Genomic DNA, 25,654 nt, shown 5'->3' on the forward strand with positions numbered 1-25,654 from the left:
CCGCCGCCCCCGGCCCCGCGCGGGACGGGGGGCCAAGCGGGTGGCGTACCGGTGGCGTCCTACAGGGCTTCCCGCTTGGTCAGCCAGTTGAAGCAGAGCCACCCCGGCAGCACCGGGATCCACAGCGTGAGCAGGCGGTACAGGAGCACCGCCGGGGTCGCGACCTCCAGCGGCAGGCCCACCGCCACCAGACCGAAGGTGAGCGCGCCCTCGACCGCGCCGACACCGCCCGGCGTCGGCGCCGCCGAACCGAGCGCGTTGCCCGCGAGGAAGACGACGGCCACGCTCGCGTAGCTGAGCGTCTGGCCGCCGTGCCCGAAGGCCCGGATGGAGGCGTCGAGGCAGAGCACGAACACGCCGGTGAGGAGCAGCATCCCGCCGATGCCCGTCGCCAGCTTCATGGGCCGCTGGAGCACGTCCAGCATGCGCGGCACCACACCGGCGAACAGCGAGCGCAGCCGCGTCGACACGAACTTGCGCATGAACGGGATCGCCGTCACCACCAGGACGAGCACCGCGACCGTCAGGAGTCCGGCGATGACCGTCCTGGACGGGGTGAAGGACTGCGACTTCTCCGTGCCCGTCAGATAGCCGAAGGACAGCAGGAGCAGGATGTGCGCCCCGAGGCCGAAGAGCTGCGAGGCGCCGACGCTCGCGACCGCGAGCCCCGGGCGCACGCCCGCGCGCTGGAGGAAGCGGGTGTTCAGGGCGACACCGCCGACCGCCGCCGGGGCGACGATCTTCACGAACGAGCCGGCGACCTGCGCCACCACCGTCCGCCAGAACCCGACCCGCTCGGGCACGAAGCCGAGCAGGCTCATCGCCGCCGCCACATAGCTGAGCGCCGAGAACAGCACCGCGGCCGCCACCCACCGCCAGTCCGCCTCGCTGATCGTCGACAGCGGCGTACGGGCGATCTGCGAGAGCAGGAAGTACGCGGCGACCGCGCCCGCGATCAGGCTGACCAGGGTCCGCGGCTTGATCCGCTCCAGGCGAACCGGTTCCACCGGGGCCTGCGGGCGGATCAGCAGCACCTGCTGCCGGATCTGCGCGAGCAGGTCCTCCTCGCGGGCCTCGTCGAGGGCGGTGTCCAGGGCCCGCTTCTCGGCCTTCTTGTCCGCCTTCTTCTCGGCCTTCGTCTCCACCCGTACGGCCTTCTTGTCGGCCGCCGCCTCGGCCTTGGCGAGCTCCCGCTCGTGCTTGGCCGCCTCCGAGGCCGCGAGCACGGCCTCGCGCTCCCGCGCGGACCGTTCCCGTGCCAGTTTCCGCAGCGTCGCGCGCGTGGAGCGGCTCAGCGCGATCGGCTGGAGCAGCGGCAGACAGTCGGCGACGCTGTCCGGGCCGAGCACCTCGACGGCCGCGGCGACCGCCCGCTCCGCCCCGACCCGCAGACCGAGGGTGGTGAGCAGCTGGGCGATGTCCATCCGCAGGACCAGGTCGCCGGCCGCGATCTCGCCGCCCCGCAGATCGGTGAGGATCACCCTGCCGGAACGATCCACCAGGATCGCGTCCCCCGTGAGCCGGCGGTGGGCGATCCGGCGCGACTGCAGCGCCCGGACCTGCCGCCAGGCGCTGTGGACCAGCTCGTCGGTGATCTCGGAGTCGTCGAGCGAGTCCAGGCTCCGGCCGCCGATGTGCTCGTACACGAGCATCACGGCGTCGGGACCGAGCTCCGAGGTGGCGATCAGCTTCGGCGCGTTCGCCCCGGCGGCGATCGCCGCGTACGCGAGGAGCGCCTCCTGCTCCAGGGCCTGGCGCAGCGAGACGATGGAGCGGCGGGTGGTGATCGTCCGCAGGGTGATCCGCCGCCACGCGCGGTAGAAGAAGCCGTGCGCCTGCTGCTCGCGGTCGACGACGGTGACGTCGAGCGGCGGCCCGTCCTCCAGGGTCACGATGTACCGGCGGCCCCGGTCGGCGCTGTCCGCCGAGTCGGGCACGCCCTCGGCGCGCAGCGCGGTCACCGGCCGGAAGCCGACCCGGCGCAGGCCGGCGAGGAGGGTCTGTCCGGTGGGCCGGACGTTCGGCGAGCCGACGGCGTACAACGTGCCGTACGCGACGGTCCAGCCGATCAGTACGGTCAGGATGATCGAGAGGGCGGTGGTGTAGCCGGCCACCAGCATCGTGAACGCGTCGAGCAGCAGCACCACCCAGAGCGACACCCGCCAGCGGGGTCTGCGGGCCATGCCGACGGCGGTCATGTACGCGATCACCGGCGCGAGGTAGTTGTGCACCGGGTCCGTGAGCCCGCCCCCGGACTGCGGCTGGGTCAGCGCGTCCTGGATCGTGCCGGGCGCGGCCTGGGCGACCCAGAGGTCGGTGGCGAGGGTGACGCCGTGCGCCAGGACGGCGGCGAGGACGCCGTCCGCGATCCGCAGCCCGTCGCGTTTGATCAGCCGCTCGATGGCGAAGGCGACCGGTACGAGCAGGACGGCGATGGACGAGACGAGACCGGCGATCTTGACGAAGACGTCCGGGGTGCCGGTCGCGCCCTTGTTGATGTCCTGTTCGAGACCCGAGGTCGTGGCGTGGGCGAACGCGGCGACGGCGATGACGAGCCCGATGGCGAGCACGCCGACGAGCAGCCGCATCAGGTCGGAGGGCCGGTGGACGCGGGCGGCGAGCAGCGGCTCGTCGCCGGAGACCCGCTCGGGCACGTCGGGCTGCGCCCCCTCGGGAGGCTGCGTGTCCTGCCCCATCACCATGTCCGTCTCTGCATGCGCGTCTTGTCGTTCTTGTGCTCGTTCTTGTTCTTGTACGTGTCGCTCTTGATCTCGTATCACCAGTCACCGCCCGGACGATGGTGGCACGAAGAGCTGCCGCGCGGAGGCATCAGGGCCATGTCGGTGCGGTGAGGCAGGATGGGGCGGATGAGCATGGAGGAGCCCATGGGGGAGACCGACGGGGGGACGGGCGGGGGGACCTTCGGGACGACCGGAGAACTGCCCGAGTACGCGGAGAGGGTGCTCGACGTCGCCGACGCGATCCCTCCCGGCCGCGTGATGACCTACGGCGACGTGGCCGAGTGGCTGGGCGAGGGCGGACCCCGCCAAGTCGGCCGCGTCATGTCCCTGTACGGCGGTTCGGCGCCCTGGTGGCGGGTGGTCCGCGCCGACGGCACGCTGCTGCCGGGCCACGAGCTGCGGGCCCTCGCCCACTACCGCGAGGAGGGCACCCCGCTGCGCGCGGCGGGCCCGGCGGCCGAGGGGCACGTGCCGAGGATCGACATGCGGCGGGCCCGCTGGGACGGCGGTGCCGACGGTGCCGACGGGGGTGCCGGCGGCGCCGGCGGGGGTGCCGGAACTCACATCTGAGGGAGCCGCCCCGGTCGGCCCGGCAAGGACGGGCCCGAGGGGGTGGAAGCGGTACGGAGTGGGGCTCGCCGGCGGGCCGCTTCGCGTAACGTCGTCGTTCGCTTCCCCCGAGGCGGCGGCCACGGCACACGGTCGCCTCACCCGCACCACCACACCCACCAGGACCGGCGAACCACGTGAGCTCCTCCTCCACCACCCGGCGTACGCCGCCGCACCAGGGACAGCCGTACCCGGGTCCGGGCCGGCAGCGGACCCCGGGCGCGTACCGACTGGTGCGCACCACGCCGGCCCCGCTGGATCCCCCTCAGCTGGACGCAGTCCAGCGGGAAGTGGTTGAGCACACCGACGGACCTCTCCTCGTCCTCGCCGGACCCGGCACCGGCAAGACGACCACCCTCGTCGAGGCCGTCGCCACCCGCATGGAGAACGGCGCCGACCCCGAACGCCTCCTCGTCCTCACCTTCAGCCGCAAGGCCGCCGTCGAACTCCGCGACCGCATGGCCGGCCGGCTCGGCGGCCGCCGCCCGCCACAGGCGACGACCTTCCACTCGTACTGCTACGCCCTGATCCGCGCCCACCAGGACGCCGAACTCTTCGCCGAACCGCTGCGGCTGCTCTCCGGACCCGAGCAGGACCTCGCCGTCCGCGAACTGCTCGCCGGCCAGATCGACCTGGAGAAGGCGGGCCTCGGAGGGGTCCGCTGGCCCGACGAACTCCGCGCCTGCCTCACCACCCGGGGCTTCGCCGACGAGGTACGGGCCGTCCTCGCGCGCTCCCGCGAACTGGGCCTCGGGCCGGACGCGCTGGCCCGCTTCGCGGACCGGGTCGGCCGCCCGGACTGGAAGGCGGCGGCCGGGTTCCTCGCCGAGTACCTCGACGTCCTCGACCTCCAGGGCGTCCTCGACTACGCGGAGCTCGTCCACCGGGCCGTACCGCTCGCCCGGGACGCGCGCGTGCCCGCGTACGACGCGATCTACGTCGACGAGTACCAGGACACCGACCCGGCACAGGTCCGGCTGCTGCACGCGCTCGCGGGCGGCGGCCGCAGCACGGTCGTCGCCTTCGGCGACCCGGACCAGTCCATCTACGCCTTCCGCGGCGCCGACGTGAACGGCATCCTCGACTTCCCGTCCACCTTCGGCGGCGCGACCGTCCGGGTCCTGCGCACCTCCCGCCGCTCGGGCGCGGAGCTCCTCGGGGCGACCCGGCTGCTCGCCCAGCGGATGCCGATGCCCCGGCTCCCCGCCGACAAGGTCCGCGCCCACCGCGAGCTCGCCCCCACCCGGGAGGGGGGCCGGGCGGAGGCGTACACGTACCCCACGGCCTCGGCGGAGGCCGAGAACATCGCCGACCTGCTGCGCCGCGCGCACCTGGAGGACGGCGTGCCCTGGCAGGACATGGCCGTCCTCACCCGCGCCGCCGCCTCCCTCCCGTCCCTCCGCCGCGCCCTCACCTCGGCGGGAGTCCCGGTGGAAACGGACGCGGCGGACACCCCACTCCGCCACGAACCGGCGGTGACACCACTGCTGCTCGCGCTGAGGGCAGTGGCGGGCGCCGTGGGCACGGCTTCCGCCGGGACGGACCCGGTTGTGGGCAGGCGTTCCGCTGAGTCGGACCCGGTTGTGGGCAGGCGTTCCGCAGGGGCGGAACGGGTGGGCACAACCGACGACGGCGCCGCACCCGCCCTGGACCCCGAGCACCAGGACGACGCGCCCGCGCAGGACGGCACCGAAGCGGTCTGGCTGCCCGTCGAGACGGCCCTCGAACTGCTCGCATCGCCTCTCGCCGGCGTGGACCCCGCCGACCTCCGGCGCCTGGGCCGCGCCCTACGGGACGAGGAGAGGGCCGGCGGGAACAAGGTCCCGCCACCTTCGGACGTCCTGCTCGCCCAAGCACTGGCGCAGCCGGAGCGCCTCGCCGCCCACGACCCCGCCTACGCCCGCGGCGCCCAGCGCCTGGGCCTGCTCCTCCAGGAGACCCGCACCCTCCTGAAGAACGGCGGCACCGCCGAAGAGGCCCTCTGGGTCCTCTGGAGCGGCACCCCCTGGCCCGGCCGCCTGGAGCGCGCCGCCCTGCGCGGCGGTCCCGCCGGGCGCAACGCCGACCGTGACCTCGACGCCGTCTGCGCCCTGTTCGAGACCGCCGCCCGCGCCGAGGAGCGCGTCGGCGGCCGGGGCGTCCTCAACTTCCTGGAGGAGCTCGACGCCCAGGACATCGCCGCCGACACCCTCACCCGCCGGCACACCCGCCCGGACGCCGTCCGCCTGATGACCGCCCACCGCTCCAAGGGCCTGGAGTGGAGCTTCGTCGTCGTCGCCGGCATGCAGGAGGGCCTCTGGCCGGACCTGCGCAGGCGGGGCTCCCTCCTCGAAGCCGACCGCATCGGCCGCGACGGCCTCGCCGAACCCCTCACCCCCGGCGCCCTCCTCGCCGAGGAGCGGAGGCTCTTCTACGTCGCCGCCACGCGCGCGCGTGACCGGCTCGTCGTCACCGCCGTGAAGGCCGCCGCCGAGGACGGGGACCAGCCGTCCCGGTTCCTCACCGAGCTCGGCGTCGAGCCGAAGGACGTTCCCGGCCGCCCCCGCCGCCCGCTCGCGGTCTCCGCGCTCGTCGCCGAGCTCCGCGCCACCACCGTCGACCCGGAGGCCTCGCCCGAGCTCCGGGAGGCGGCCGCCGACCGGCTCGCCCGGCTGGCCGCGCTCACCGACGACGAGGGCCAGCCGCTGGTCCCGGCCGCGCACCCGGACCGCTGGTGGGGCCTGTTCGAGCCGACGCGCAGCCCGGCGCCGCTGCGCGAGCGCGACCGGCCGGTGGCGCTGTCGCCGAGCGCGCTGGAGAACCTGGTCTCCACCTGCTCCCTCCAGTGGTTCCTGGGCCGCGAGGTCAAGGCGGCGGCCCCCGCCACCGCCGCCCAGGGCTTCGGGAACGTCGTCCACGTCCTCGCCGACGAGGTCGCCTCCGGGCGCACCCCGGCCGACCTCGACGTCCTCATGGCCCGGCTCGACTCCGTCTGGGACGCCCTCGCCTTCGACGCGCCCTGGAAGTCGGCGCAGGAGAAGCAGCACGCGCGCGTGGCCCTCGAACGCTTCCTGAGCTGGCACGTCATGGACCGCGGCGGCCGCACCCCCGCCGCCTCCGAGCACGGCTTCGACGTGACCCTGGAGGCGGGGGAGTACGAGGTCCGCATCCGGGGCTCCATGGACCGGGTCGAGACCGACGAGCACGGGCGCGCGTACGTCGTCGACTTCAAGACCGGCAAGTCCGCCCCCACCAAGGACGAGGTCGCCCACCACCCGCAGCTCGCCGTCTACCAGCTCGCGGTGCGGGAGGGCGCCCTCGACGAGGTCTTCGGCGGCGACCGCCCGGAGCCCGGCGGCGCCGAGCTCGTACAGCTGAGGCAGGCCGCCCCGAAGAAGGAGGGCGGCGACGCCCTGCCGAAGGTCCAGGCGCAGGAGCCGCTGACCGGGGAGTGGGTCGGCGAGCTGCTCGCCAACGCGGCGGGCCGGGTCCTCGACGAGCGGTTCACCCCGAGCACCGGCCAGCACTGCACGACCTGCGCCTTCCGGGCCTCGTGCAGCGCCCAGCCGGAGGGCCGCCAGGTCGTCGACTGACACCCTCCCGGTGCCGGGTGCGGAGTAGCGGGCACGCGCGCGCGGGGCGACCCTGGTGGACAGGGGTGTCCGGGAACGCGAGGAGGCTCGCATGGCGTCCCACCGAAAGCTCCGCGCCGCGGCGGTCGTCTGTGCCGCCGTCGTCGTCACGGGGCCCGCGCCGCTCGCGGCCCGGGCGGCGACCGCAGGCCAGGCGGCAGCCGTCCCACCCGGCGCGGCGGCCCTCGCACCCGGCGCGGCGGCCCTCGCACCCGGCGCGGCGGTCCTCGCACCCTCCCCCTCCCCGGACCCGTTCGCGGGCCTCACCCCCGACGAGATCGGCGAGCGGGCCGTGACCGCCACACAGTCCGCGACCTCCCTGCGGATGACCGGCAAGGTCGTCAGCGAAGGACAGCCGCTCGGCATCGACTTCTCCGTCAACGACAAGGACGAGTGCACCGGCCTGATCAAGATCAAGGACGGCACCGCCGAACTGCGCCGGCTCGACCACATCACCTACATGAAGGGCGACGAGGACTTCTGGCGGGCCTCCATGGCCTCCCAGGGCATGCCCGAACCGCAGATCACGGCCACCCTCGAACTGATCAAGGACCGCTGGCTGAAGATCGCCCCGGGACAGGCGGGCAGCGAGGACCTCGGCGGCGTCTGCGACCTGAAGTCGCTCCTCGCCGACCTGGACAAGGACAAGGAACAGCGCAGGGGACTGACCCGGGGCCCGGACGCCAAGGTCGGCGGGACCCCCGTCGCGACCCTGGTGAAGAAGAAGCCGGGAGGCGAGACGACCACCGTGTCCGTCTCCGAGCGGGGCAAGACGTACATCCTGAAGATGGTCAAGAAGGGCGGCAAGGAGCCCGGCGCGATCGTGCTCTCCGACTACGACAAGCCGGTCCACGTGAAGGCCCCGCCGGCCGACGAGACGGTGGACCTCTCCAAGCTGGACGGCGGCGCGCCCGCGTAACGCCCCAGGTCGGAGGCGTACGGGGCCGGAGTGTCGGTGGGCCCCGTTAGCCTCTTCCGGTGACCGCGCGCATCACCGACCCCGAGCAGCTCAAGGAGCTGCTCGGCATCCCGTTCACCCCGGAGCAGACGGCCTGCATCACCGCGCCGCTCGCCCCGCAGGTCGTCGTGGCCGGAGCCGGCTCCGGCAAGACGACGGTGATGGCCGCCCGGGTGGTCTGGCTGGTCGGCACGGGCCAGGTCGCCCCCGAGCAGGTCCTCGGCCTCACCTTCACCAACAAGGCGGCCGGCGAACTCGCCGAGCGCGTCCGCACCGCCCTCGTCCGCGCCGGCGTCACCGACCCCGACGTCATCGACCCGGACAACCCTCCGGGCGAGCCCCGCATCTCCACGTACCACGCCTTCGCCGGGCAGCTCCTGACCGACCACGGCCTCCGCATCGGCCTGGAGCCCACCTCCCGGCTCCTCGCCGACGCCACCCGCTACCAGCTCGCCGCGCGCGTGCTCCGCGAGGCCCCCGGCCCGTATCCCGCGCTCACCCGCTCCTTCCCGACCCTCATCACCGACCTGCTCGCCCTCGACGCGGAGCTCGCCGAGCACCTCGTACCGCCCGAGCGGCTCCTCGCGTACGACTCCGAGCTCCTCGACGCCCTCGCCGGCGCCAAGCTCAGCAACGCCGAGCTGCGCAAGGTCCCCGAGGCCTCCGCCGCCCGCCGCGAACTCCTCGACCTCGTCGGCCGCTACCGCGCCGCCAAGCGCTCCCGCGACCTGCTCGACTTCGGCGACCAGATCGCCCGCTCCGCCGAGCTCGCCACCACCCGCCCCGAGGTCGGCGCGATCCTCCGCGAGGAGTTCAAGGTCGTCCTCCTCGACGAGTACCAGGACACCTCCGTCGCCCAGCGGCTGCTGCTCTCCGGCCTCTTCGGCCAGGGCCCCGCCGGCCGGAGCACCGGACACGCCGTGACCGCCGTCGGCGACCCCTGCCAGGCCATCTACGGCTGGCGCGGCGCCTCCGTCGCCAACCTCGACGACTTCCCCGAGCACTTCCCGCACGCCGACGGCAGCCCCGCGAGCCGCTACTCCCTCTCCGAGAACCGGCGCAGCGGCGGCCGCCTCCTCGACCTCGCCAACGGCCTCGCCGCCCCCCTGCGCGCCATGCACGCGGGCGTGGAGGCGCTGCGCCCCGCGCCCGGCGCCGAACAGGACGGCACCGTCCGCATCGCCCTCCTCCCCACCCACGCCGAGGAGATCGACTGGCTCGCCGACTCCCTCGCCCACCTCGTACGCACCGGCCGCGAGCCCGGCGAGATCGCCGTCCTGTGCCGCACCGCCACCGACTTCCCCGCCATCCACGCGGCCCTCGTCGCCCGTGACGTGCCCGTCGAGGTCGTCGGCCTCTCCGGCCTCCTCCACCTGCCCGAGATCGCCGACCTCGTCGCCGTCTGCGAGGTCCTCCAGGACCCCGGGGCCAACGCCGCCCTGGTCCGCCTCCTCACCGGCCCCCGCTGGCGCATCGGCCCCCGCGACCTCGCCCTCCTCGGCCGCCGCGCCCGCCTCCTCGTCCACCGCGGCGGCGAGGAGACGGACCCCGAGCAGCGGCTCGCCGCCGCCGTCGAGGGCGTCGACCCGGCCGAGGTCGTCTCCCTCGCCGACGCGCTCGACACCTTCCTCGACTCCGGCGGCACCGACGACGGCCTGGCCTTCTCCGCCGAGGCCCGGGTCCGCTTCGCGCGCCTCGCCACCGAACTGCGCGCCCTGCGCACCTCGCTCGCCGACCCCCTCATGGACGTGCTGCACCGGGTCCTCGCCGCGACCGGCCTGGAGGTCGAGCTCTCCGCCTCCCCGCACGCGCTCGCGGCCCGCCGCCGCGAGACCCTCGGCCACTTCCTCGACATCGCCGCCGGCTTCGCCTCCCTCGACGGCGAGGCCAGCCTCCTCGCCTTCCTCGGCTACCTGCGCACGGCCGTCCAGTTCGAGAAGGGCCTCGACAACGCCCTGCCGGGCGGCGAGAACACCGTGAAGGTCCTCACCGCCCACAAGTCCAAGGGCCTGGAATGGGACGTCGTCGCCGTCCCCGGCCTGGTCACCGGCCAGTTCCCGAGTGCACGCGCCCGCGAGTCGTGGACCTCGCAGCCCCAGGTCCTCCCGCACGCCCTGCGCGGCGACGCGGCCACCCTGCCGGACATCGACACCTGGGACGCCAAGTCCCTCACGTCCTTCAAGAACGCGATGCGGGACCACCAGCACACCGAGGAACTCCGCCTCGGCTACGTCACCTTCACCCGCCCCCGCTCCCTCCTCCTCGGCTCCGCCCACTGGTGGGGTCCGGCCCAGAAGAAGCCCCGGGGCCCCTCGGACTTCCTCCAGGCGCTGTACGCCCACTGCGAGGCGGGCCACGGCGAGATCGAGGCCTGGGCGGAGGAACCGGAGGAGGACGCACAGAACCCGTCCCTGACGGAGGCGGCCAAGGACCAGGCCTGGCCACTGCCGCTGGACGAGGAGTCGTTCAAGCGCCGCAGGCAGGCGGCGGAGGCCGTGTCGAACCGGTTGTGGGCATACGTTCCGCAGGGCGAGGGGGGTGCCCCCTGCTCGAGCGAAGCCGAGAGCTTGGGGGAGGGTGGGCACAACCCCACCAGCACGGCGCCCGACTCCCAGGACCCGCACCCCGAGGACCTCTGGCCGGACGAAGAGGAACCCATCTGGGACGAGGAGGAACTCCCGGAGGACCTCCACAAGGACGCGATCCCGGCGCCCCGGGAAGAGCCCCGGCCCTCGGAGCCGTACAGGGAACTCACCCCCGAGGACACGAAGACCATCGCGTCCTGGGACCGAGACCTCACCGCCCTCACGACGGAGCTCAAGCGCGCCCGCGCGACCACCCGCGACGTCCTCCTCCCCGCCTACCTCTCCGCCTCCCAGGTCCTGCGCCTCGCCGCCGACCCCGACGGCTTCGCCCAGGAGCTGGCCCGGCCGATGCCCAAGGCGCCGCAGCCGGCGGCCCGGCGGGGCACCCGTTTCCACGCGTGGGTGGAGTCCCGCTTCGAGGAGCTCCCGCTGCCGTTCCTCGGCCCGGAGGAGCTGCCCGGCGGCGAGGACTTCGCGGGGGAACCGGAGATCCTCGACGAGCGGGACCTCGACGAGCTCAAGGAGGCCTTCGCCCGCACCCCGTACGCCCACCGCACCCCGTACCGCGTCGAGGTCCCCGTGCACCTCTCCCTCGCGGGCCGGGTCGTGCGGGGCAGGATCGACGCCGTCTACCGGGACCCGGACTCGGGCGCGTACGAGATCGTGGACTGGAAGACCAGCCGGGACCGCTCCGCGGATCCGCTCCAGCTCGCGATCTACCGGCTCGCCTGGGCCGAGCAGCACGGCCTCGCGCCCGAGGAGGTGGCCGCCGCCTTCGTGTACGTCCGAACGGGTGAGGTCGCCCGGCCGACCCGCCTGCCCGGCCGTGCCGAGCTCGAGGCGATCCTGCTGGGTGGGGCACCCCCGGACGCCGGATAGGCTCGGAGCCATGAGCGAGACCCCGGACAACGCCGTCCACGCCGTACGCACGTACATCGAGCAGCACCGCGACGCCTTCCTCGGCGACCTCGCGGAGTGGCTGCGCATCCCCTCCGTGTCGGCCCAGCCGGACCGGGCCGGGGACGTACGGCGCAGCGCCGAGTGGCTCGCCGCCAAGCTCACGGAGACCGGCTTCACCGCGGTCGAGGTGTGGGAGACGGACGGCGCCCCCGCCGTCTTCGCCGAGTGGCCGGCCGGGGACCCGGACGCCCCGACGGTGCTCGTCTACGGCCACCACGACGTGCAGCCGGCGGCCCGTGAGGACGGCTGGCACACGGACCCGTTCGAGCCGACGGTGGTCGACGGCCGGATGTACGCGCGCGGGGCGGCCGACGACAAGGGGCAGGTGTTCTTCCACACGCTCGGCGTCCGCGCGCACCTCGCCGCCACCGGCCGCACCGCGCCCGCCGTGAACCTCAAGCTGCTGATCGAGGGCGAGGAGGAGTCCGGCTCGCCGCACTTCCGGGAGCTGGTCGAGGCGCACGCGGACCGCCTCGCCGCCGACGCCGTGATCGTCTCCGACACCGGCATGTGGTCCGAGACGACCCCGACCGTGTGCACCGGCATGCGCGGGGTCGCCGACTGCGAGATCGAGCTGTACGGCCCCGACCAGGACATCCACTCCGGTTCCTTCGGGGGCGCCGTGCCGAACCCGGCGACCGTCGCCGGCCGGATCGTCGCGGCCCTGCACGACGAGCACGAGCACGTGGCGATCCCCGGGTTCTACGACGGGGTGACGGAACTCACCGAGGCCGAGCGGGCCCTCGTCGCCGAGCTGCCCTTCGACGAGGCGGCCTGGCTGCGGACGGCCAAGTCGCACGGCACCCTCGGCGAGGCCGGCTTCACGACCCTCGAGCGGGTGTGGGCCCGGCCCACCGCCGAGGTCAACGGCATCGGCGGCGGCTACCAGGGCCCCGGCGGCAAGACGATCGTCCCCGCCTCCGCCCAGCTGAAGCTGTCGTTCCGGCTGGTCGCGGGCCAGGACCCGGCCAAGATCGAGCTCGCGGTACGGGACTGGCTCGCCGGACTCGTCCCCGCCGGCATCCGGTACGAGATCGTCTTCGGCGCCCCGACCCGCCCCTGCCTCACCCCCCTCGACCACCCCGCCCTCAAGGCGGTGGCCGGGGCCATGAGCAGGGCCTTCGACGGCGCCAAGGTCCGCTACACCCGCGAGGGCGGCTCCGGACCGGCCGCCGACCTCCAGGACGTGCTGGGAGCACCCGTCCTGTTCCTCGGCATCTCCGTCCCGTCCGACGGCTGGCACGCCCCCAACGAGAAGATCGAACTCGATCTCCTCATGAAGGGCGTCGAGACGACCGCGCACCTGTGGAGCGACCTGCCCGCCGCACTCCAGACCGCGCGCTGAACCCACACACCGATCCGGGGGAGTTGGAAGCACCTGTGAGCACCTTGAAGAACGCGTCGAGCAGCCCGACGCACGCGCCGGCGGACCGCCCGATCTCGCTCACCGCCCCGAGCGGCATCGACCGCGCCGCCCACCACCGCCTCGACGAGGCGTGGCTGGCGGCGGCCTGGAGCCACCCCACGACCCGGGTCTTCGTGGTCTCGGGCGGGCAGGTGCTGATCGACGACGGCCCCGACGGCACGACCGAACTGGTCATGACCCCGGCGTTCGAGGCCCCGGTCACCGAGACCCACCGCTACTTCCTGGGCACGGACGCCGACGGCGTCTCGTACTTCGCGCTCCAGAAGGACTCCCTGCCCGGCCGCATGGACCAGTCGGCACGCCCGGCCGGGCTGCGGGAAGCGGGCCTGCTCCTCTCCGACCGGGACGCGGGCCTCATGGTCCATGCCGTCGCCCTGGAGAACTGGCAGCGCCTCCACCGCTTCTGCTCGCGCTGCGGCGAGCGGACGGTCGTCGCGGCCGCCGGTCACGTCCGCCGCTGCCAGGCCTGCGGCGCCGAGCACTACCCGCGCACCGACCCCGCGGTGATCATGCTGGTCACCGACGACCAGGACCGGGCGCTGCTCGGCCGCCAGGTGCACTGGCCGGAGGGCCGCTTCTCGACCCTCGCCGGCTTCGTGGAGCCGGGCGAGTCCATCGAGGCGTCGGTGGCCCGCGAGGTCTTCGAGGAGGCCGGTGTCACGGTCGGCGAGGTCGAGTACATCGCCAGCCAGCCCTGGCCGTTCCCGTCCAGCCTGATGCTGGGCTTCTTCGCCCGGGCCACGTCCTCCGAGATCAACGTGGACGGCGAGGAGATCCACGAGGCCCGCTGGTTCTCCCGCGAGGACCTGGCCGCCGCCTTCGAGTCCGGCGAGGTCCTCCCCCCGTACGGCATCTCGATCGCCTCCCGCCTGATCGAACGCTGGTACGGCAAGCCCCTCCCGAAGCCGGGCGACGTCGTCTGACGAAGTGGTCCGACATGGAGAAGCCCCCGCCGCGGCGGGGGCTTCTCCATGTCATCGGGTCAGGCGGCGAGGGCCTGCTTGACCTGGGCCAGGCTCGGGTTGGTCATGACGACCTCGTCGCCGCCGGCCGTCGGGACGACGCGGACGGTCGGGACGGTCTGGTTGCCGCCGTTGGCCTTCTCGACGAACGCGGCCGAGTCCGGGTCCTGCTCGATGTTGATCTCCGTGTACGCGATGCCCTCGCGGTCCAGCTGGCTCTTCAGCCGGCGGCAGTAGCCGCACCACGTCGTGCTGTACATCGTCACAGTGCCCTGCATGGCCTGGCGCTCCTCTGGTCGGTATCGGCGTCCGTGTCGGTGCCGAGAGGAAGAACGTACGCCCCGGCCCGGCCATTCCCGGAATTCGTATGACCGGCGGCACGTGCCTGTGGACAGTCCTCCGCACCGACCCCGCCCGACCTGGCAGCATGGCGGGGTGACAGCAGCAACGCACTCCACTCTCTTCCCGCAGGTCCCGGAGACGGCCGACGCGGTGCTCGACGGGCTCGACCCCGAGCAGCGCGAGGTCGCCCTTGCCCTGAACGGACCGGTGTGCGTCCTCGCCGGAGCCGGTACGGGCAAGACGCGGGCCATCACCCACCGCATCGCGTACGGGGTGCGGGCGGGCATCCTGCAGCCCTCCAGTGTGCTGGCCGTCACGTTCACCAACCGCGCCGCGGGCGAGATGCGCGGCCGGCTGCGGCAGCTCGGCGCGGGCGGTGTCCAGGCCCGTACGTTCCACTCCGCGGCCCTCCGCCAGCTCCAGTTCTTCTGGCCGAAAGCAGTCGGTGGCGATCTGCCCCGGCTCCTGGAGCGGAAGATCCAGCTGGTCGCCGACGCCGCGGCCCGCTGTCGCATCCGGCTCGACCGGAACGAGCTCAGGGACGTGACCAGCGAGATCGAGTGGGCCAAGGTCACCCAGACCGTCCCCGCCGACTACCCGGCCGCCGTCGCCAAGTCTGTCAGGGAGGCCCCCCGCGACCCGGCGGAGATCGGCCAGATCTATGCCATGTACGAGCAGCTGAAGCGCGACCGCTCGGTGATCGACTTCGAGGACGTGCTGCTGCTCACCGTCGGCATCCTCCAAGACCGGTACGACATCGCCGACCAGATCCGCCGCCAGTACCAGCACTTCGTCGTGGACGAGTACCAGGACGTCTCGCCGCTCCAGCAGCGGCTGCTCGACCTGTGGCTCGGCGACCGCGACAACCTCTGCGTGGTCGGCGACGCCAGCCAGACCATCTACTCCTTCACCGGCGCCACCCCCGACCACCTGCTGAACTTCCGCACCCGCCACCCGGCCGCCACGGTCGTCAAGCTGGTCCGCGACTACCGCTCCACCCCGCAGGTCGTCCACCTGGCGAACGGGCTGCTCAGCCAGGCCCGCGGCCGGGCCGCCGAGCACCGCCTGGAGCTGATCTCCCAGCGCGACCCGGGCCCCGAGCCGGTCTACACGGAGTACGCCGACGAGCCCGCCGAGGCCGAGGGCACCGCCCGCCGCATCCGCGACCTCATCGCCGCCGGCGTCCCGGCCGGCGAGATCGCCGTCCTCTACCGGATCAACGCCCAGTCCGAGGTCTACGAGCAGGCCCTCGCCGACGCCGGAGTGCCCTACCAGCTCCGCGGCGCCGAGCGCTTCTTCGAGCGCCAGGAGGTGCGGGAGGCGGGCATCGCCCTGCGCGGCGCCGCCCGCGCCGGGGGCAACGACTCCCTCCTCGACGACGCCGAGGACCTCCCCGCGCAGGTCAGGGCCGTCCTCTCCACCAAGGGCTGGACCAGCACGCCGCCCGCCGGCTCCGGCGCCGTCCGCGACCGCTGGGAGTCCCTCGCCGCCCTCGTCCGGCTCGCCGAGGACTTCGCCCGCGCCAAGCCCGGCGCCACCCTCTCCGACCTGGTCGCCGAGCTCGACGAGCGGGCCGCCGCCCAGCACGCCCCGACCGTCCAGGGCGTCACCCTCGCCTCCCTGCACGCGGCCAAGGGCCTCGAATGGGACGCCGTCTTCCTGGTCGGCCTCACCGAGGGCATGATGCCCATCACCTACGCCAAGACCGACGAGCAGGTCGAGGAGGAGCGGCGCCTGCTGTACGTGGGCGTCACCCGGGCCCGCGTCCACCTCACGCTCTCCTGGGCGCTCTCCCGCTCCCCGGGCGGCCGCGCCAACCGGCGCCCCAGCCGCTTCCTCAAGGGGCTGCGGCCCGGCTCCGGCTCCCTCGGCACCGTCGGCTCCGGCGGCGGTGCCGGCTTCGTCGAGCGGGGGAGCGGCCCCGTCCGGCGCAAGCCGCGGGGCCCCGTCCTGTGCCGGGTCTGCGGCGCCACCCTCACCGAGGCGGGCGCGATGAAGCTGATGCGCTGCGAGGACTGCCCCTCGGACATGGACGAGGGCCTGTACGAGCGGCTCAGGGACTGGCGATCGGAACAGGCCAGGGAGCTCGGCCAGCCGGCCTATTGCGTGTTCACCGACAAGACGCTCATGGCGATCGCCGAGCGCGTCCCCACCACCGACGGGGAGCTCTCCTCGATCGCCGGCGTCGGCGTCCGCAAGCTCGACCGCTTCGGAGCCGAGGTCCTGGCCATCTGCGCAGGTGAGGAGGGCGGGACGGGCGAGGACGAGGTCTGAGGAAAACTCGTCGGAAAAATAGTTTGCGCCCGCCCCGTCAAGCCCCATAGGTTCTTAACCACGGAAACAGCGCTTCTTCGAAGCCCTGTCTTCGTGCTGTACTTGTCCAATTACACATGAGGGTCCGGCTCGCACCCGAGCCCTCCGAGACGCCGAGAGGAGGCGATTCCAGTGATCAGCACCATCATTCAGACCAGCTCCGCCAGCACCGTCCGCTTCGTCGGCATGGCCAAAATGACCGATCGCTCGGTCGTCTCCGCCTGCTCGCTCGGCCTCTCCGCCTCGGCTCTCATTGGCACCGGTCTGCCCGTCGCCGGCCTGCCCGTCACCGGTCTTTCCGGTCTCGGTGCGGCCGCCGTGGCTCCGCGCAATGAGCGACCGACCAAGGCACTGGAAGCAGGAGCAGCAGGCAAGGCCACGGCCTATGGCTTTGCGGCGACCGGTGCCGGAACCCAGCAGCAGACGACGACGCACCACCACACGATGTGGGCCTTCCGTGGGCTCGAACCCTGGAGTGATCCAGTCTGATCCATGATCAGACCGGCGCCTTCAGGGCCGCGGAACCCCACCCGGGATCCGCGGCCCTTCTGTTTGTCCCCGAACGGGGACGACGGCACGAAGGAGCCTCGGGAAGCAACAACCCGGTACCAGCCGAAACCCCGGCCAACAGGCCGGAACGACCAGACGAGGAATGACCACCGTGCAACTCGAAGCGCACGCCCCGTCCGTACCGCCTTCCGAATCGAACTCCCTGCCCGGCCTCACGGAGGACCCCGCTTTGACCCCCCTCACCGCGCTCACCGCGCTCGACGACGCCATCGAGAACCTCGGCGTACCCGTACCCTGTCGCGCCTACGACCCCGAGGTCTTCTTCGCGGAGTCCCCGGCCGACGTCGAGTACGCGAAGTCCCTCTGCCAGACCTGCCCGCTCGTGGCGGCCTGCCTGGCGGGCGCCAAGGAGCGCCGCGAGCCCTGGGGCGTCTGGGGTGGCGAGCTCTTCGTCCAGGGCGTGGTCGTCGCCCGCAAGCGGCCCCGTGGCCGTCCGCGCAAGAACCCGGTCGCGGCATGAGCGCCACCGGAACCATCGACCGCCCCCTCACGCACGATCCCCAGAAGCAGGCCCCGATGACCTCTTCCACCAGCGAGCCCGCCGGCTCCGCGACCCCAGTCTTCTCCCCCGCCGCCGCGCACACCGCGCGTCAGAACAGGACCCGTGAAATGCAACTCGCCCCAGAAGCCCTGGCCCGTGCCCATATGCATGAGCGACAGCGTGAGGCCGAGGCGGAACGCCAGGCCGTGCGCCTGGTCGCCGCCCGGCGCATGCAGCGCCGCGCCGAGCGCGTCTCGCTGCGCGCCCGCCGCGCGCTCGCCATGGCCGTCATGCACTGAGCATCGCCGTGATGCCCTCCGCGGGGGCCGGTCCGAACGGACCGGCCCCCGCGGCGCGTTGCCCCCTCACGCCCCCACGCCGAGTTATCGTCGTCAGGGTGAACGAAGCCCGCGTCCCCCAGGAGCCCGTCACCTGCGCCCGCTGCGGCAGGACCGCCGACACCCTCCCGCTGACCTGGACCTGCTCCGTCGAGAACGGCCGCCGGGAGTACTTCTGCGAGGAGTGCGCCCGCGAGAACATCCGCTCCATCGAGGGCCGCCTCGACTCCTCCTGGTGGTGAGCCGCACCGCCTGTGATGGACTGCCGCCATGGCAGCCCTCACGGATCGCGTCCTGCGCGCACTCGAACGGTTCAACGCCGCCCACCCCTGGGACCACAACGCCCACTACCACCGGTGGATCCTGCGGCAGCTGCCGCGCCGTCTCGACCGCGCCCTGGACGTCGGCTGCGGCAGCGGCGACCTCGCCCGGCTCCTCGCCACCCGCGCCACGGCCGTCCGTGCCGTCGACGCCGACCCGGCGATCGTCGCCCGCGCCCGCGAGCTGACCGCCCCGGGCACCCGGGTGACCTTCGCCGTCGAGGACGCCCTCGCCGACACCGGGGACGACGGCTCCCACACCGCCGTCACCTGCCTCGCGACCCTCCACCATCTGCCGCTCGCCCCGGCCCTCGCGCGGTTCCGGGACCGGCTGGCCCCCGGCGGAACCCTGGTCGTCCTCGGCCTGGCCCGCCCCGACACCGCCGGCGACCACCTCCTCGGCCTGCTCTCGATCCCCCTCAACGCCGCCACCGGTTGGCTCCGGAACCGGGGCCGCCCGGCGCCCCGGCCCGTGGCGATGACCGCGGCGACCCGCGACGCCGAGGAGACCCTGGCCGAGATCGCCCTCGTGGCGGGGAGGATCCTCCCCGGTGCCCGGATCCGCCGCCGGCTCTTCTGGCGCTACACCCTCGTCTGGCGCAAGCCCGACCCCGGCTCCTAGACGGGATCCGGTTCCTCGAAGCCCGGGAGCCACTCGGCGAGTTCGCCCCGCAGGCGTACCGTCGCGTTCAGCTGGCACAGCACCCCGATGGTGCTCAAGGTCACACGGTGTATCAGCAGGTACGAGGGCGGCAGGTTCAGCTGCTTGCCCAACTGGTGGGCGGGGGAGCGGGGGTCGGCGATCCGGGCCGCCTGGGTGCGCATCCAGCCGCGGGTGAAGACGAACGCCTCCGCCTCGGCCGGCTCGATGATCGGCAGCAGGTACTCCAGGACCGCGTCCGGGTCGAGCGCGACGGACTCCTTCACGAAGCCCTCCGCGCACAGCAGTTCGTAGACCGTCTCGGCCTCCCCGGTCACGGCCATCCGCAGACAGGTGCCGATCGTCTCCGGCAGGCCGCCCGGCAGCCGGTCCACGGTGCCGAAGTCGAGGACGCCAAGACGCCAGCCCTCCGGCCCCTCGTCCTCGTCGGCACCGGGCAGCAGCCGGAAGTTCCCCGGGTGCGGATCGGCGTGCAGCAGACCCGTGCGCGCCGGACCGGAGAAGAGGAAGCGGGCCAGGAGCTGGCCCGCCCGGTCCCGCTGCTCCTGCGTGCCGTCCGCGATCACCTCCGCCAGCGGGATCCCGTCCATCCACTCGGTCACGAGGATCTGGTCCGACTGGTGCACCACCGCGGGCACCACCACGTCGGGATCGTCCGCGAACTCCTCCGCGTGGATCCGCTGGGCCTCCGCCTCCAGGGCGTAGTCCAGCTCCTCGGAGACCCGGTCCCGCATCTCGGCGATCAGCGGCTTGATGTCCATGCCCGGGATGAGCGGACCGAGCAGCCGGGCGAAGCGGCTCAGCTGCGTCAGGTCCGAGAGCAGTGCCTCCCCCGCGCCCGGGTACTGCACCTTCACCGCGACCTCGCGCCCGTCGTGCCACACGGCCCGGTGCACCTGTCCGATCGAGGCCGCCGCGGCCGGCTTGTCCTCGAACTCCAGGAACAGCTCCCGCCACTCGGGGCCGAGGCGCTCCTCCAGGACCGCGTGCACCGTGCGCGTCGGCATCGGCGGGGCCGCGTCCTGAAGCTTCGTCAGCGCCGCCCGGTACGGCCCGGCGACCTCCTCCGGCAGGGCCGACTCGAAGACGGACAGGGCCTGACCCATTTTCATGGCCCCGCCCTTGAGCTCGCCGAGCACCTTGAACAGCTGCTCCGCCGTGCGCTGCTGGAGCTCGCGGGCGACGAGCTCCGCCGATCTGCCGCCGATCCGCTTGCCCAGACCCCAGGTGGCCCGGCCCGCGAAGCCCAGGGGCAACGCGGCCAACTTGGCGGTCCGGGTGACCGCCTTCCGGGGAAGATCAGACATACGCCCCTCCAAAACCCAGAGTGTCGTGCCGCGCAGGGCCGTTACCCCGCCATTGTGTCGTGCGCGTTGCCGGCCGCCGAGGTCCGCTCCCCTTCTGCTCCGCGCGCCGCCCCGCAGGGGCAGGCCGGGTGCGGTCTCAGCCGTTCCGACCGCCACTCGAGCAGCGGCAGTGACGTCTCCCAACGGGTGCCCGTGCTCGCCGGGAGGTCCCCGTCCAGGAAGGCCAGCGCGTGCGCGGCGGCCAGTCCCGCCACCGCCGTGGCGAGGCCGAGGTCGCAGGCGGGCAGCGGGTGCGGGGCGCCGGAGCGCCACTGGGCGAGGAGACGGGGCGTCACCGGGTCCCGGTCCGTCCGCTCCTCCTGGAGGCACCGCGCGCAGGCCGTGCCGCCGGGCAGGACGAGCGGCCCGACCGTCCCCGTCGCCTCCAGGACGCCCGCGTAGAGGTGAGGGGTGCCGGTGGTGATCCACGGCTCGGCGGGGACCGGATCGGGGACGTACGCGCCGAGCCCGTCCCGCGGCGTCACCACGACGAGTGACAACCCGGGCCCACCCCGACCTTCACCCGATCCGCCCGGGCCGCCACCCGGGCTGCCGCTTGGGCCGCCTGATCCGCCCGGGCCGTGCGATCCGCCAGGGCCGCCGCTCGGGCCGTGCGATCCGCCGGTCCGCCCGGGCGCTCCGTGGCCGCCCCGCACTCCGGTACCACCGAGAGCCGCGCGGCCGGGCTCCCGGGTCCAGCGCCCCACCAGGCGCCGCGCCGCCGTAGCCCGGCGTTCGCCGACCGTCTCCGTCGGGAGCCCTCCCGGGGCCGTCTCCCAGGGTTCGACCCGGCCCGAGTCGAGGACCTCGACCGAGCCCACCCCCGCCGCCGCGAGCAGCGCCGCCACCGTCGCCCCCACCCGCCCCGCGCCGCGGACCTGGACGCGCAGGGCCCGTCGGGCCGCCAGGGTCCGGGACGCCCGCTCCGGCTCGGGGTGGACCACGGAGAGGGAGGCCAGGTCCGCGCGGAGCGGATCGAGGGCCACGTCCACCGCGCCGGCGGCCGGGCCCGCCTTCCCGGGCCGCCCGGTCGCGGCGTCCGTGAGGAGCCCGGCCGACTCGAGCCGGCCGAGGAGCGCCTCCAGCCGTCCGTCCGGGAGGCCGAGCGCCCGTGCCTCGGCCCTCAGCAGCGCGGTCCCGCGGGTGCCGTCGAGCAGCCCGAGCACCGCCCCCGTCTCCTGGCCGACCGGGCCGAGCACCACCGCGTGCGCGGGGGCGACGCCGAACTGGACGTACCGCAGATTCCGCCACGCCCTCCGCAGCGCCGGTTTCACCATCGGATGCATTTCCCCGCCCCCGTTCGTCCCCATGTCCGTCCTCGACGTCCGTCCTCGCCCGTGACCGCATTCATGATCGACAGCGACATTCCGCCGCCCGAAGTGAGAATGCCCCGTCGCCGTGACCGGTGCCGAAAGTTGTCCACAGGCCAGGGGATTAGTCATTCAAATGGTGCGCGGTCGGGTCGGATCGTTCCCGAAACCACTCCCGAGGCGGGACTTCCGCCGCCGGCAGCGGGTAACGTCGGGGCCGTGCCCGCCGACCCACAGCGCAGCGTGACCAGCGAACCGCCCCGCGGGGCGGGGACGAGTGCGGTCGAGGTCCGCAGAAGCCCACGGCGGAGGAAATCCGTCTCGGCCTACCGCGAGGGCGACCGGACCATCGTGCTCATCCCGGCCCGCATGTCGGAGGCGGAGGAGCGCCGTTGGGTGGGCGTCATGCTCGACAAGCTCGCCGCCCAGGAGAGCCGGAGCGTCCTCGGCGACCGTGAGCTCACCGAGCGGGCGCTGCACCTCTCGGAGCAGTACTTCGGCGGCCGGGCCCGCCCCGGCTCGGTCCGCTGGGTGACCAACCAGAACACCCGCTGGGGCTCCTGCACCCCCTCCGAGGGCAGCATCCGCCTCTCCCACCGGCTCCAGGGCATGCCCGAGTACGTCGTCGACTACGTCCTCCTGCACGAACTGGCCCACCTCCTGGTCCCCGGTCACGGTCCGCGGTTCTGGCGGCTCCTGGAGGCGTACCCCCGCACCGAGCGGGCCCGCGGCTACCTGGAGGGCGTGGTCGCCGCCGGACGCCTGCCGCACCTTCCGGAGGCCCGCGAGGACTGACGGCACCGCCACGCGCGCGTGCTCGGGTTTCCTGATTCCGTACCGAATACGACACCGGATACGACCTCACCTGTCTCAATGTCGTGCCCAGCGGTTAGCCTGGCGCGAGCATTCGCCATTCGGGATGGGGGACGGTCGTTACGCATGGCCAGGGAATTCCAACGCGGCCACAAGGCCAAGATCAGTGATCTGACCGCGGGGACCGATCTGTACGTGGGCGTGCAGATCGCGGCGCCCGGACTGACTTTCGACATCAGCTGCTTCGGGCTCGACGCGGACGAGCGGCTCTCCGACGACCGCTACTTCGTCTTCTTCAACCAGCCGAAGTCGCCCGAGGAGTCCATCCAGCTGCTCGGCGCGCAGTCCGGTGACACCGAGTCCTTCCGCGTCACCCTCGACCGCATCCCCGCGAACATCCACAAGTTGTCGTTCACCGCGACGATCGACGGCGCCGGCCAGATGTCGCAGATCGGCCCCGGTCACCTGCGGATCGTGGCGGGCGGCGAGGAGGTCGCGCGGTACGCGTTCACGGGCGCCGAGTTCTCCACCGAACGCGCGGTGATGCTCGGCGACTTCTACCTCAAGGACGTGTGGCGGTTCGCCGCCGTCGGCCAGGGCTTCGACGGAGGCCTGGAGGCGCTCCTGCGGAACTTCGGCGGCGAGGTCGCCGAGGACGAGCCGGCCGCCCCGCCGCAGCAGGCCGCGGCCCCCGGCTTCGCCCCGCCGCCGCAGGCCTCGGCGCCCCCGGCGTTCGGCGTCCCCGCCGCGCCCGCGCCGGCCCCCGCGCCCGCGCCGGCCCCCGCGCCCGCGTTCGGCGCGCCGCCGGCCCCGCAGGCGCCCGTCCCGCCCGTGCCCGTCCCGCCGGCGCCCATGCAGCCGGTCCACACGCAGCCGACGATGGTCGCGCCCCTGGCCCCGGCCCCCGTGCCGCCGCCCGCGCCGGCCCCCGCCCCTTACGGGCAGCCGCCGCAGCAGCCCTCGTACGGCCAGGTCCCGGGACAGCCGCCCGGCCAGTACCCCGGACAGGTCCCGGGCCAGTACCCCGGTCAGGGCCAGCCGCCGCAGGCCCCGTACGGGCAGCCGCAGCAGACGCCCCCCTACGGCCAGCCCGCCCCCGCCCCCTACGGGCAGCAGCCCCCGGCGTACGGGCAGCAGCCCGGCGTCCCGCAGGGCGTGCCGGCCACCGGCGCGGGCCTCGCCGCCGCGCTCGCGCCGTACAAGGAGACCGCCACCGGCGCCCGTTGGACCCCGCAGAACCAGCAGCTCATGCGGGTCGACCTCGCCATGGGCGGCGTCCCCGTCCTCGCCCGGCAGGGTTCCATGGTCATGTACCAGGGCAAGGTCGACTTCGGCTACAAGGGCGCGGGCTTCGCCGGCCGGATCGTCGGCAACGCCACCGGCCAGGAGATGCAGCTCATGCGCTGCACCGGCCGCGGCCAGGTCTTCCTCGCCGAGAACGGCGCGCACCTGCACCCGATCGAGCTCCAGGGCGACGGCATCTGCGTCTCCGCCGAGAACGTCCTCGCGTTCGACGAGTCCCTGCAGTACGAGGTCCGGCGCATCGAGGGCCACGGCATCCCCGGCGGCGCCCTGTTCACCATGCAGTTCCAGGGCACCGGCACCGTCGTCGTGAAGACCCACGGCGTCCCCGTCGTCCTGCCCGTCACGCCGACGACCTTCGCCGACTGCAACGCCGTCGTCGCCTGGTCGTCCGCGTCCCAGGTCATCCTCTCCAGCCAGGTCAGGCTGCGCCGCAACGCCTACCCGGGCCACAGCGGGGAGACCGTGAACCTCCAGTTCCGGGGAGCCCCCGGCAACTTCATCGTCGTCCAGCCCTACGAGGTCTGAGGGAGCCCGTCATGAACCAGCAACTCGCGGGCTACGCCCCGACCCCCGTCGCGGCCCGGATGGAGAACCACGGCCGCACCATGCTCAAGGTCGCCATGGCCTCCGGCCAGGACCTGTACGCCCGGACCGGCTCGATGGTCGCCTACGAGGGCTTCATCAGCTACGAGCCCAACCCGCCCGCCGTCCGCCAGGTCGCCCAGCAGTGGGCCACCGGCGAGGGCGCGCCCATCATGAAGTGCTCCGGCGACGGACTGCTCTACCTCGCCGACTACGGCGCCGACGTCGTCGTCATCAACCTCCAGAACGACTCGATCTCGGTCAACGGCACCAACGTGCTCGCCTTCGACGCCCACCTCCAGTGGGGCGTCGAGCGGGTCAAGGGCCTCGCCAAGTTCGCCGGCCAGGGACTGTTCAACGTGGAGATCGCCGGCACCGGCTGGGTCGCGCTCACCTCGCGTGGCACGCCGATCGTCGTCGACTGCGGCCGCGGCGAGGACGAGACGTACGTCGACCCCGACGCGCTCGTCGCCTGGTCGCCCGCGCTCAAGGTCAAGGGCAAGCGCAGCTTCAAGGCCTCCTCCCTCATCGGGCGGGGCAGCGGCGAGGCCTACCAGATGGCCTTCTCGGGCCAGGGCATCGTCGTCGTACAGCCGAGCGAGGACAGCACCGACCGCCTGCGGGTCCGGGGCTGAGGGGGAGCGAGAACACACCATGCAGAGCCCGCTTTTCAACCACGCCGAACAGCAGAGCCAGGAGCGGTACGTCATCCAGAACCCGCAGCTCCTGCGGGTCAGCCTCACCGGGCAGGACGACGTCCTCGCCCGCAAGGGCGCCATGGTCGCGTACCAGGGACTCATCGACTTCGACGGCGAGTACCAGACCCCGAACCAGCGGCGGGCCCGCGCCCGCACCGGTGAGGGCCTGGACCTGATGCGCTGCTCCGGCCAGGGCACGGTCTACTTCGCCAACCTCGCCCAGCACGTCCACATCGTGGAGGTCGAGCAGGACGGCCTGACCGTCGACAGCGCCTACGTCCTGGCGCTCGACTCGACCCTCCACACCGAGGTCATCGCCGTCGACAGCCAGTACGGCGTCTCCGGCACCGGCAAGTACCAGCTCAACATCTCCGGCCGCGGCAAGGTCGCCCTGATGACCTCCGGGCAGCCGCTGATGATGCAGGTCACGCCCGAGAAGTACGTGAGCGTCGACGCGGACGCCATCGTCGCCTGGTCCACCGGGCTGCGCGTCCAGATGCAGGCGCAGACGACCAACTCCAGCGTCATGCGCCGCCGCGGCAACACGGGCGAGGGCTGGGAGCTCAGCTTCCTCGGACAGGGCTTCGCCCTCGTCCAGCCCAGCGAGGTCATGCCCCCGCAGAACGCCGCCATCGGACAGGGCATCGCCGCCCAGTTCGGCGCCGGCCAGCACGGCGCCCACGCCCAGAACCAGAACAACGCCTGGAACTGAGTACGGGAGAG

At 73.4% G+C, this 25,654-nt stretch carries 20 protein-coding genes; 16 read left to right on the forward strand and 4 right to left on the reverse strand.

Translation table 11 applies throughout. The features are described from left to right. Nucleotides 1–59 precede the first annotated feature (59 nt). A complete protein-coding gene (locus SVTN_RS25085) occupies nucleotides 60–2,702 on the reverse strand; it encodes a lysylphosphatidylglycerol synthase transmembrane domain-containing protein (RefSeq protein ID WP_041131128.1) in 2,643 nt (880 codons plus the stop codon). Nucleotides 2,703–2,858: 156 nt separating this feature from the next. Between SVTN_RS25085 and SVTN_RS25090 the strand changes: the two genes are divergently transcribed. The 6 genes from SVTN_RS25090 (at nucleotide 2,859) to nudC (ending at nucleotide 13,813) form a co-directional block, all read left to right on the forward strand. After that, nucleotides 2,859–3,311, forward strand: coding sequence for an MGMT family protein (locus tag SVTN_RS25090; protein WP_078908489.1), 453 nt, complete (start codon nucleotides 2,859–2,861; stop codon nucleotides 3,309–3,311). Nucleotides 3,312–3,487: 176 nt separating this feature from the next. Beyond that, a complete protein-coding gene (locus tag SVTN_RS25095) occupies nucleotides 3,488–6,922 on the forward strand; it encodes an ATP-dependent helicase (RefSeq protein ID WP_041131130.1) in 3,435 nt (1,144 codons plus the stop codon). A 91-nt stretch (nucleotides 6,923–7,013) separates the two neighbouring features. Further along, nucleotides 7,014–7,880, forward strand: coding sequence for a hypothetical protein (locus SVTN_RS25100; RefSeq protein ID WP_041131131.1), 867 nt, complete (start codon nucleotides 7,014–7,016; stop codon nucleotides 7,878–7,880). 59 nt (nucleotides 7,881–7,939) lie between these two features. Next, entirely contained in the window at nucleotides 7,940–11,383 is a 3,444-nt protein-coding gene (locus tag SVTN_RS25105) for an ATP-dependent helicase (protein ID WP_041131132.1), read from the forward strand. 10 nt (nucleotides 11,384–11,393) lie between these two features. Next, the gene (locus SVTN_RS25110) at nucleotides 11,394–12,809 is read left to right on the forward strand and encodes a dipeptidase (RefSeq protein ID WP_041131133.1); all 1,416 of its coding nucleotides are present in this window, start codon (nucleotides 11,394–11,396) and stop codon (nucleotides 12,807–12,809) included. A gap of 35 nt (nucleotides 12,810–12,844) precedes the next feature. Further along, nucleotides 12,845–13,813, forward strand: coding sequence for an NAD(+) diphosphatase (nudC, locus tag SVTN_RS25115; protein WP_041131134.1), 969 nt, complete (start codon nucleotides 12,845–12,847; stop codon nucleotides 13,811–13,813). A 59-nt stretch (nucleotides 13,814–13,872) separates the two neighbouring features. On the opposite strand, the gene SVTN_RS25120 is transcribed toward nudC, so the two are convergent. Continuing rightward, on the reverse strand, nucleotides 13,873–14,130 hold the full coding sequence (locus SVTN_RS25120) for a mycoredoxin (RefSeq protein WP_041131135.1): 258 nt from the start codon (nucleotides 14,128–14,130) through the stop codon (nucleotides 13,873–13,875). Between the two features lie 157 nt (nucleotides 14,131–14,287). Here SVTN_RS25120 and SVTN_RS25125 point away from each other — a divergent pair, with 157 nt between their 5' ends. From SVTN_RS25125 to SVTN_RS25145, 6 genes are all read left to right on the forward strand, one after another. Then, the gene (locus tag SVTN_RS25125) at nucleotides 14,288–16,468 is read left to right on the forward strand and encodes an ATP-dependent DNA helicase UvrD2 (protein WP_167352212.1); all 2,181 of its coding nucleotides are present in this window, start codon (nucleotides 14,288–14,290) and stop codon (nucleotides 16,466–16,468) included. A gap of 171 nt (nucleotides 16,469–16,639) precedes the next feature. Continuing rightward, nucleotides 16,640–16,996 (forward strand): hypothetical protein, encoded by a 357-nt coding sequence (locus SVTN_RS42370; protein ID WP_099055227.1) that lies wholly within the window; start codon nucleotides 16,640–16,642, stop codon nucleotides 16,994–16,996. Between the two features lie 172 nt (nucleotides 16,997–17,168). Next, a complete protein-coding gene (locus tag SVTN_RS25130; protein WP_041134233.1) occupies nucleotides 17,169–17,537 on the forward strand; it encodes a WhiB family transcriptional regulator in 369 nt (122 codons plus the stop codon). Beyond that, nucleotides 17,534–17,857, forward strand: a complete 324-nt coding sequence (locus SVTN_RS25135) for a hypothetical protein (protein WP_041131137.1) — start codon at nucleotides 17,534–17,536, stop codon at nucleotides 17,855–17,857. Before SVTN_RS25130 ends, SVTN_RS25135 begins: the two co-directional genes overlap by 4 nt. A gap of 98 nt (nucleotides 17,858–17,955) precedes the next feature. Further along, nucleotides 17,956–18,138 carry a hypothetical protein gene (locus tag SVTN_RS25140; RefSeq protein ID WP_041131138.1) on the forward strand — a complete coding sequence of 61 codons (183 nt, stop codon included), beginning with the start codon at nucleotides 17,956–17,958 and terminating at the stop codon, nucleotides 18,136–18,138. A 28-nt stretch (nucleotides 18,139–18,166) separates the two neighbouring features. Continuing rightward, entirely contained in the window at nucleotides 18,167–18,838 is a 672-nt protein-coding gene (locus tag SVTN_RS25145) for a class I SAM-dependent methyltransferase (RefSeq protein WP_041131139.1), read from the forward strand. Here SVTN_RS25145 and SVTN_RS25150 read toward each other — a convergent pair. Next, on the reverse strand, nucleotides 18,835–20,184 hold the full coding sequence (locus SVTN_RS25150) for an ABC1 kinase family protein (RefSeq protein WP_041131140.1): 1,350 nt from the start codon (nucleotides 20,182–20,184) through the stop codon (nucleotides 18,835–18,837). The two genes, SVTN_RS25145 and SVTN_RS25150, sit on opposite strands and share 4 nt — an antisense overlap. 41 nt (nucleotides 20,185–20,225) lie before the next feature. Beyond that, nucleotides 20,226–21,509 (reverse strand): TOMM precursor leader peptide-binding protein, encoded by a 1,284-nt coding sequence (locus SVTN_RS25155; RefSeq protein WP_041131141.1) that lies wholly within the window; start codon nucleotides 21,507–21,509, stop codon nucleotides 20,226–20,228. A gap of 243 nt (nucleotides 21,510–21,752) precedes the next feature. Here SVTN_RS25155 and SVTN_RS25160 point away from each other — a divergent pair, with 243 nt between their 5' ends. The 4 genes from SVTN_RS25160 (at nucleotide 21,753) to SVTN_RS25175 (ending at nucleotide 25,643) form a co-directional block, all read left to right on the forward strand. After that, complete coding sequence (locus SVTN_RS25160; RefSeq protein WP_041131142.1) at nucleotides 21,753–22,328, forward strand: M48 metallopeptidase family protein; 576 nt, start codon at nucleotides 21,753–21,755, stop codon at nucleotides 22,326–22,328. Nucleotides 22,329–22,472: 144 nt separating this feature from the next. Continuing rightward, nucleotides 22,473–24,176, forward strand: a complete 1,704-nt coding sequence (locus SVTN_RS25165) for a TerD family protein (protein ID WP_041131143.1) — start codon at nucleotides 22,473–22,475, stop codon at nucleotides 24,174–24,176. A gap of 11 nt (nucleotides 24,177–24,187) precedes the next feature. Next, the gene (locus SVTN_RS25170) at nucleotides 24,188–24,868 is read left to right on the forward strand and encodes an AIM24 family protein (protein WP_041131144.1); all 681 of its coding nucleotides are present in this window, start codon (nucleotides 24,188–24,190) and stop codon (nucleotides 24,866–24,868) included. Nucleotides 24,869–24,887: 19 nt separating this feature from the next. Continuing rightward, nucleotides 24,888–25,643, forward strand: coding sequence for an AIM24 family protein (locus SVTN_RS25175; protein WP_041131145.1), 756 nt, complete (start codon nucleotides 24,888–24,890; stop codon nucleotides 25,641–25,643). Nucleotides 25,644–25,654 lie beyond the last annotated feature (11 nt).

It is taken from the genome of Streptomyces vietnamensis (genome assembly GCF_000830005.1).
Lineage (GTDB): Bacteria > Actinomycetota > Actinomycetes > Streptomycetales > Streptomycetaceae > Streptomyces > Streptomyces vietnamensis.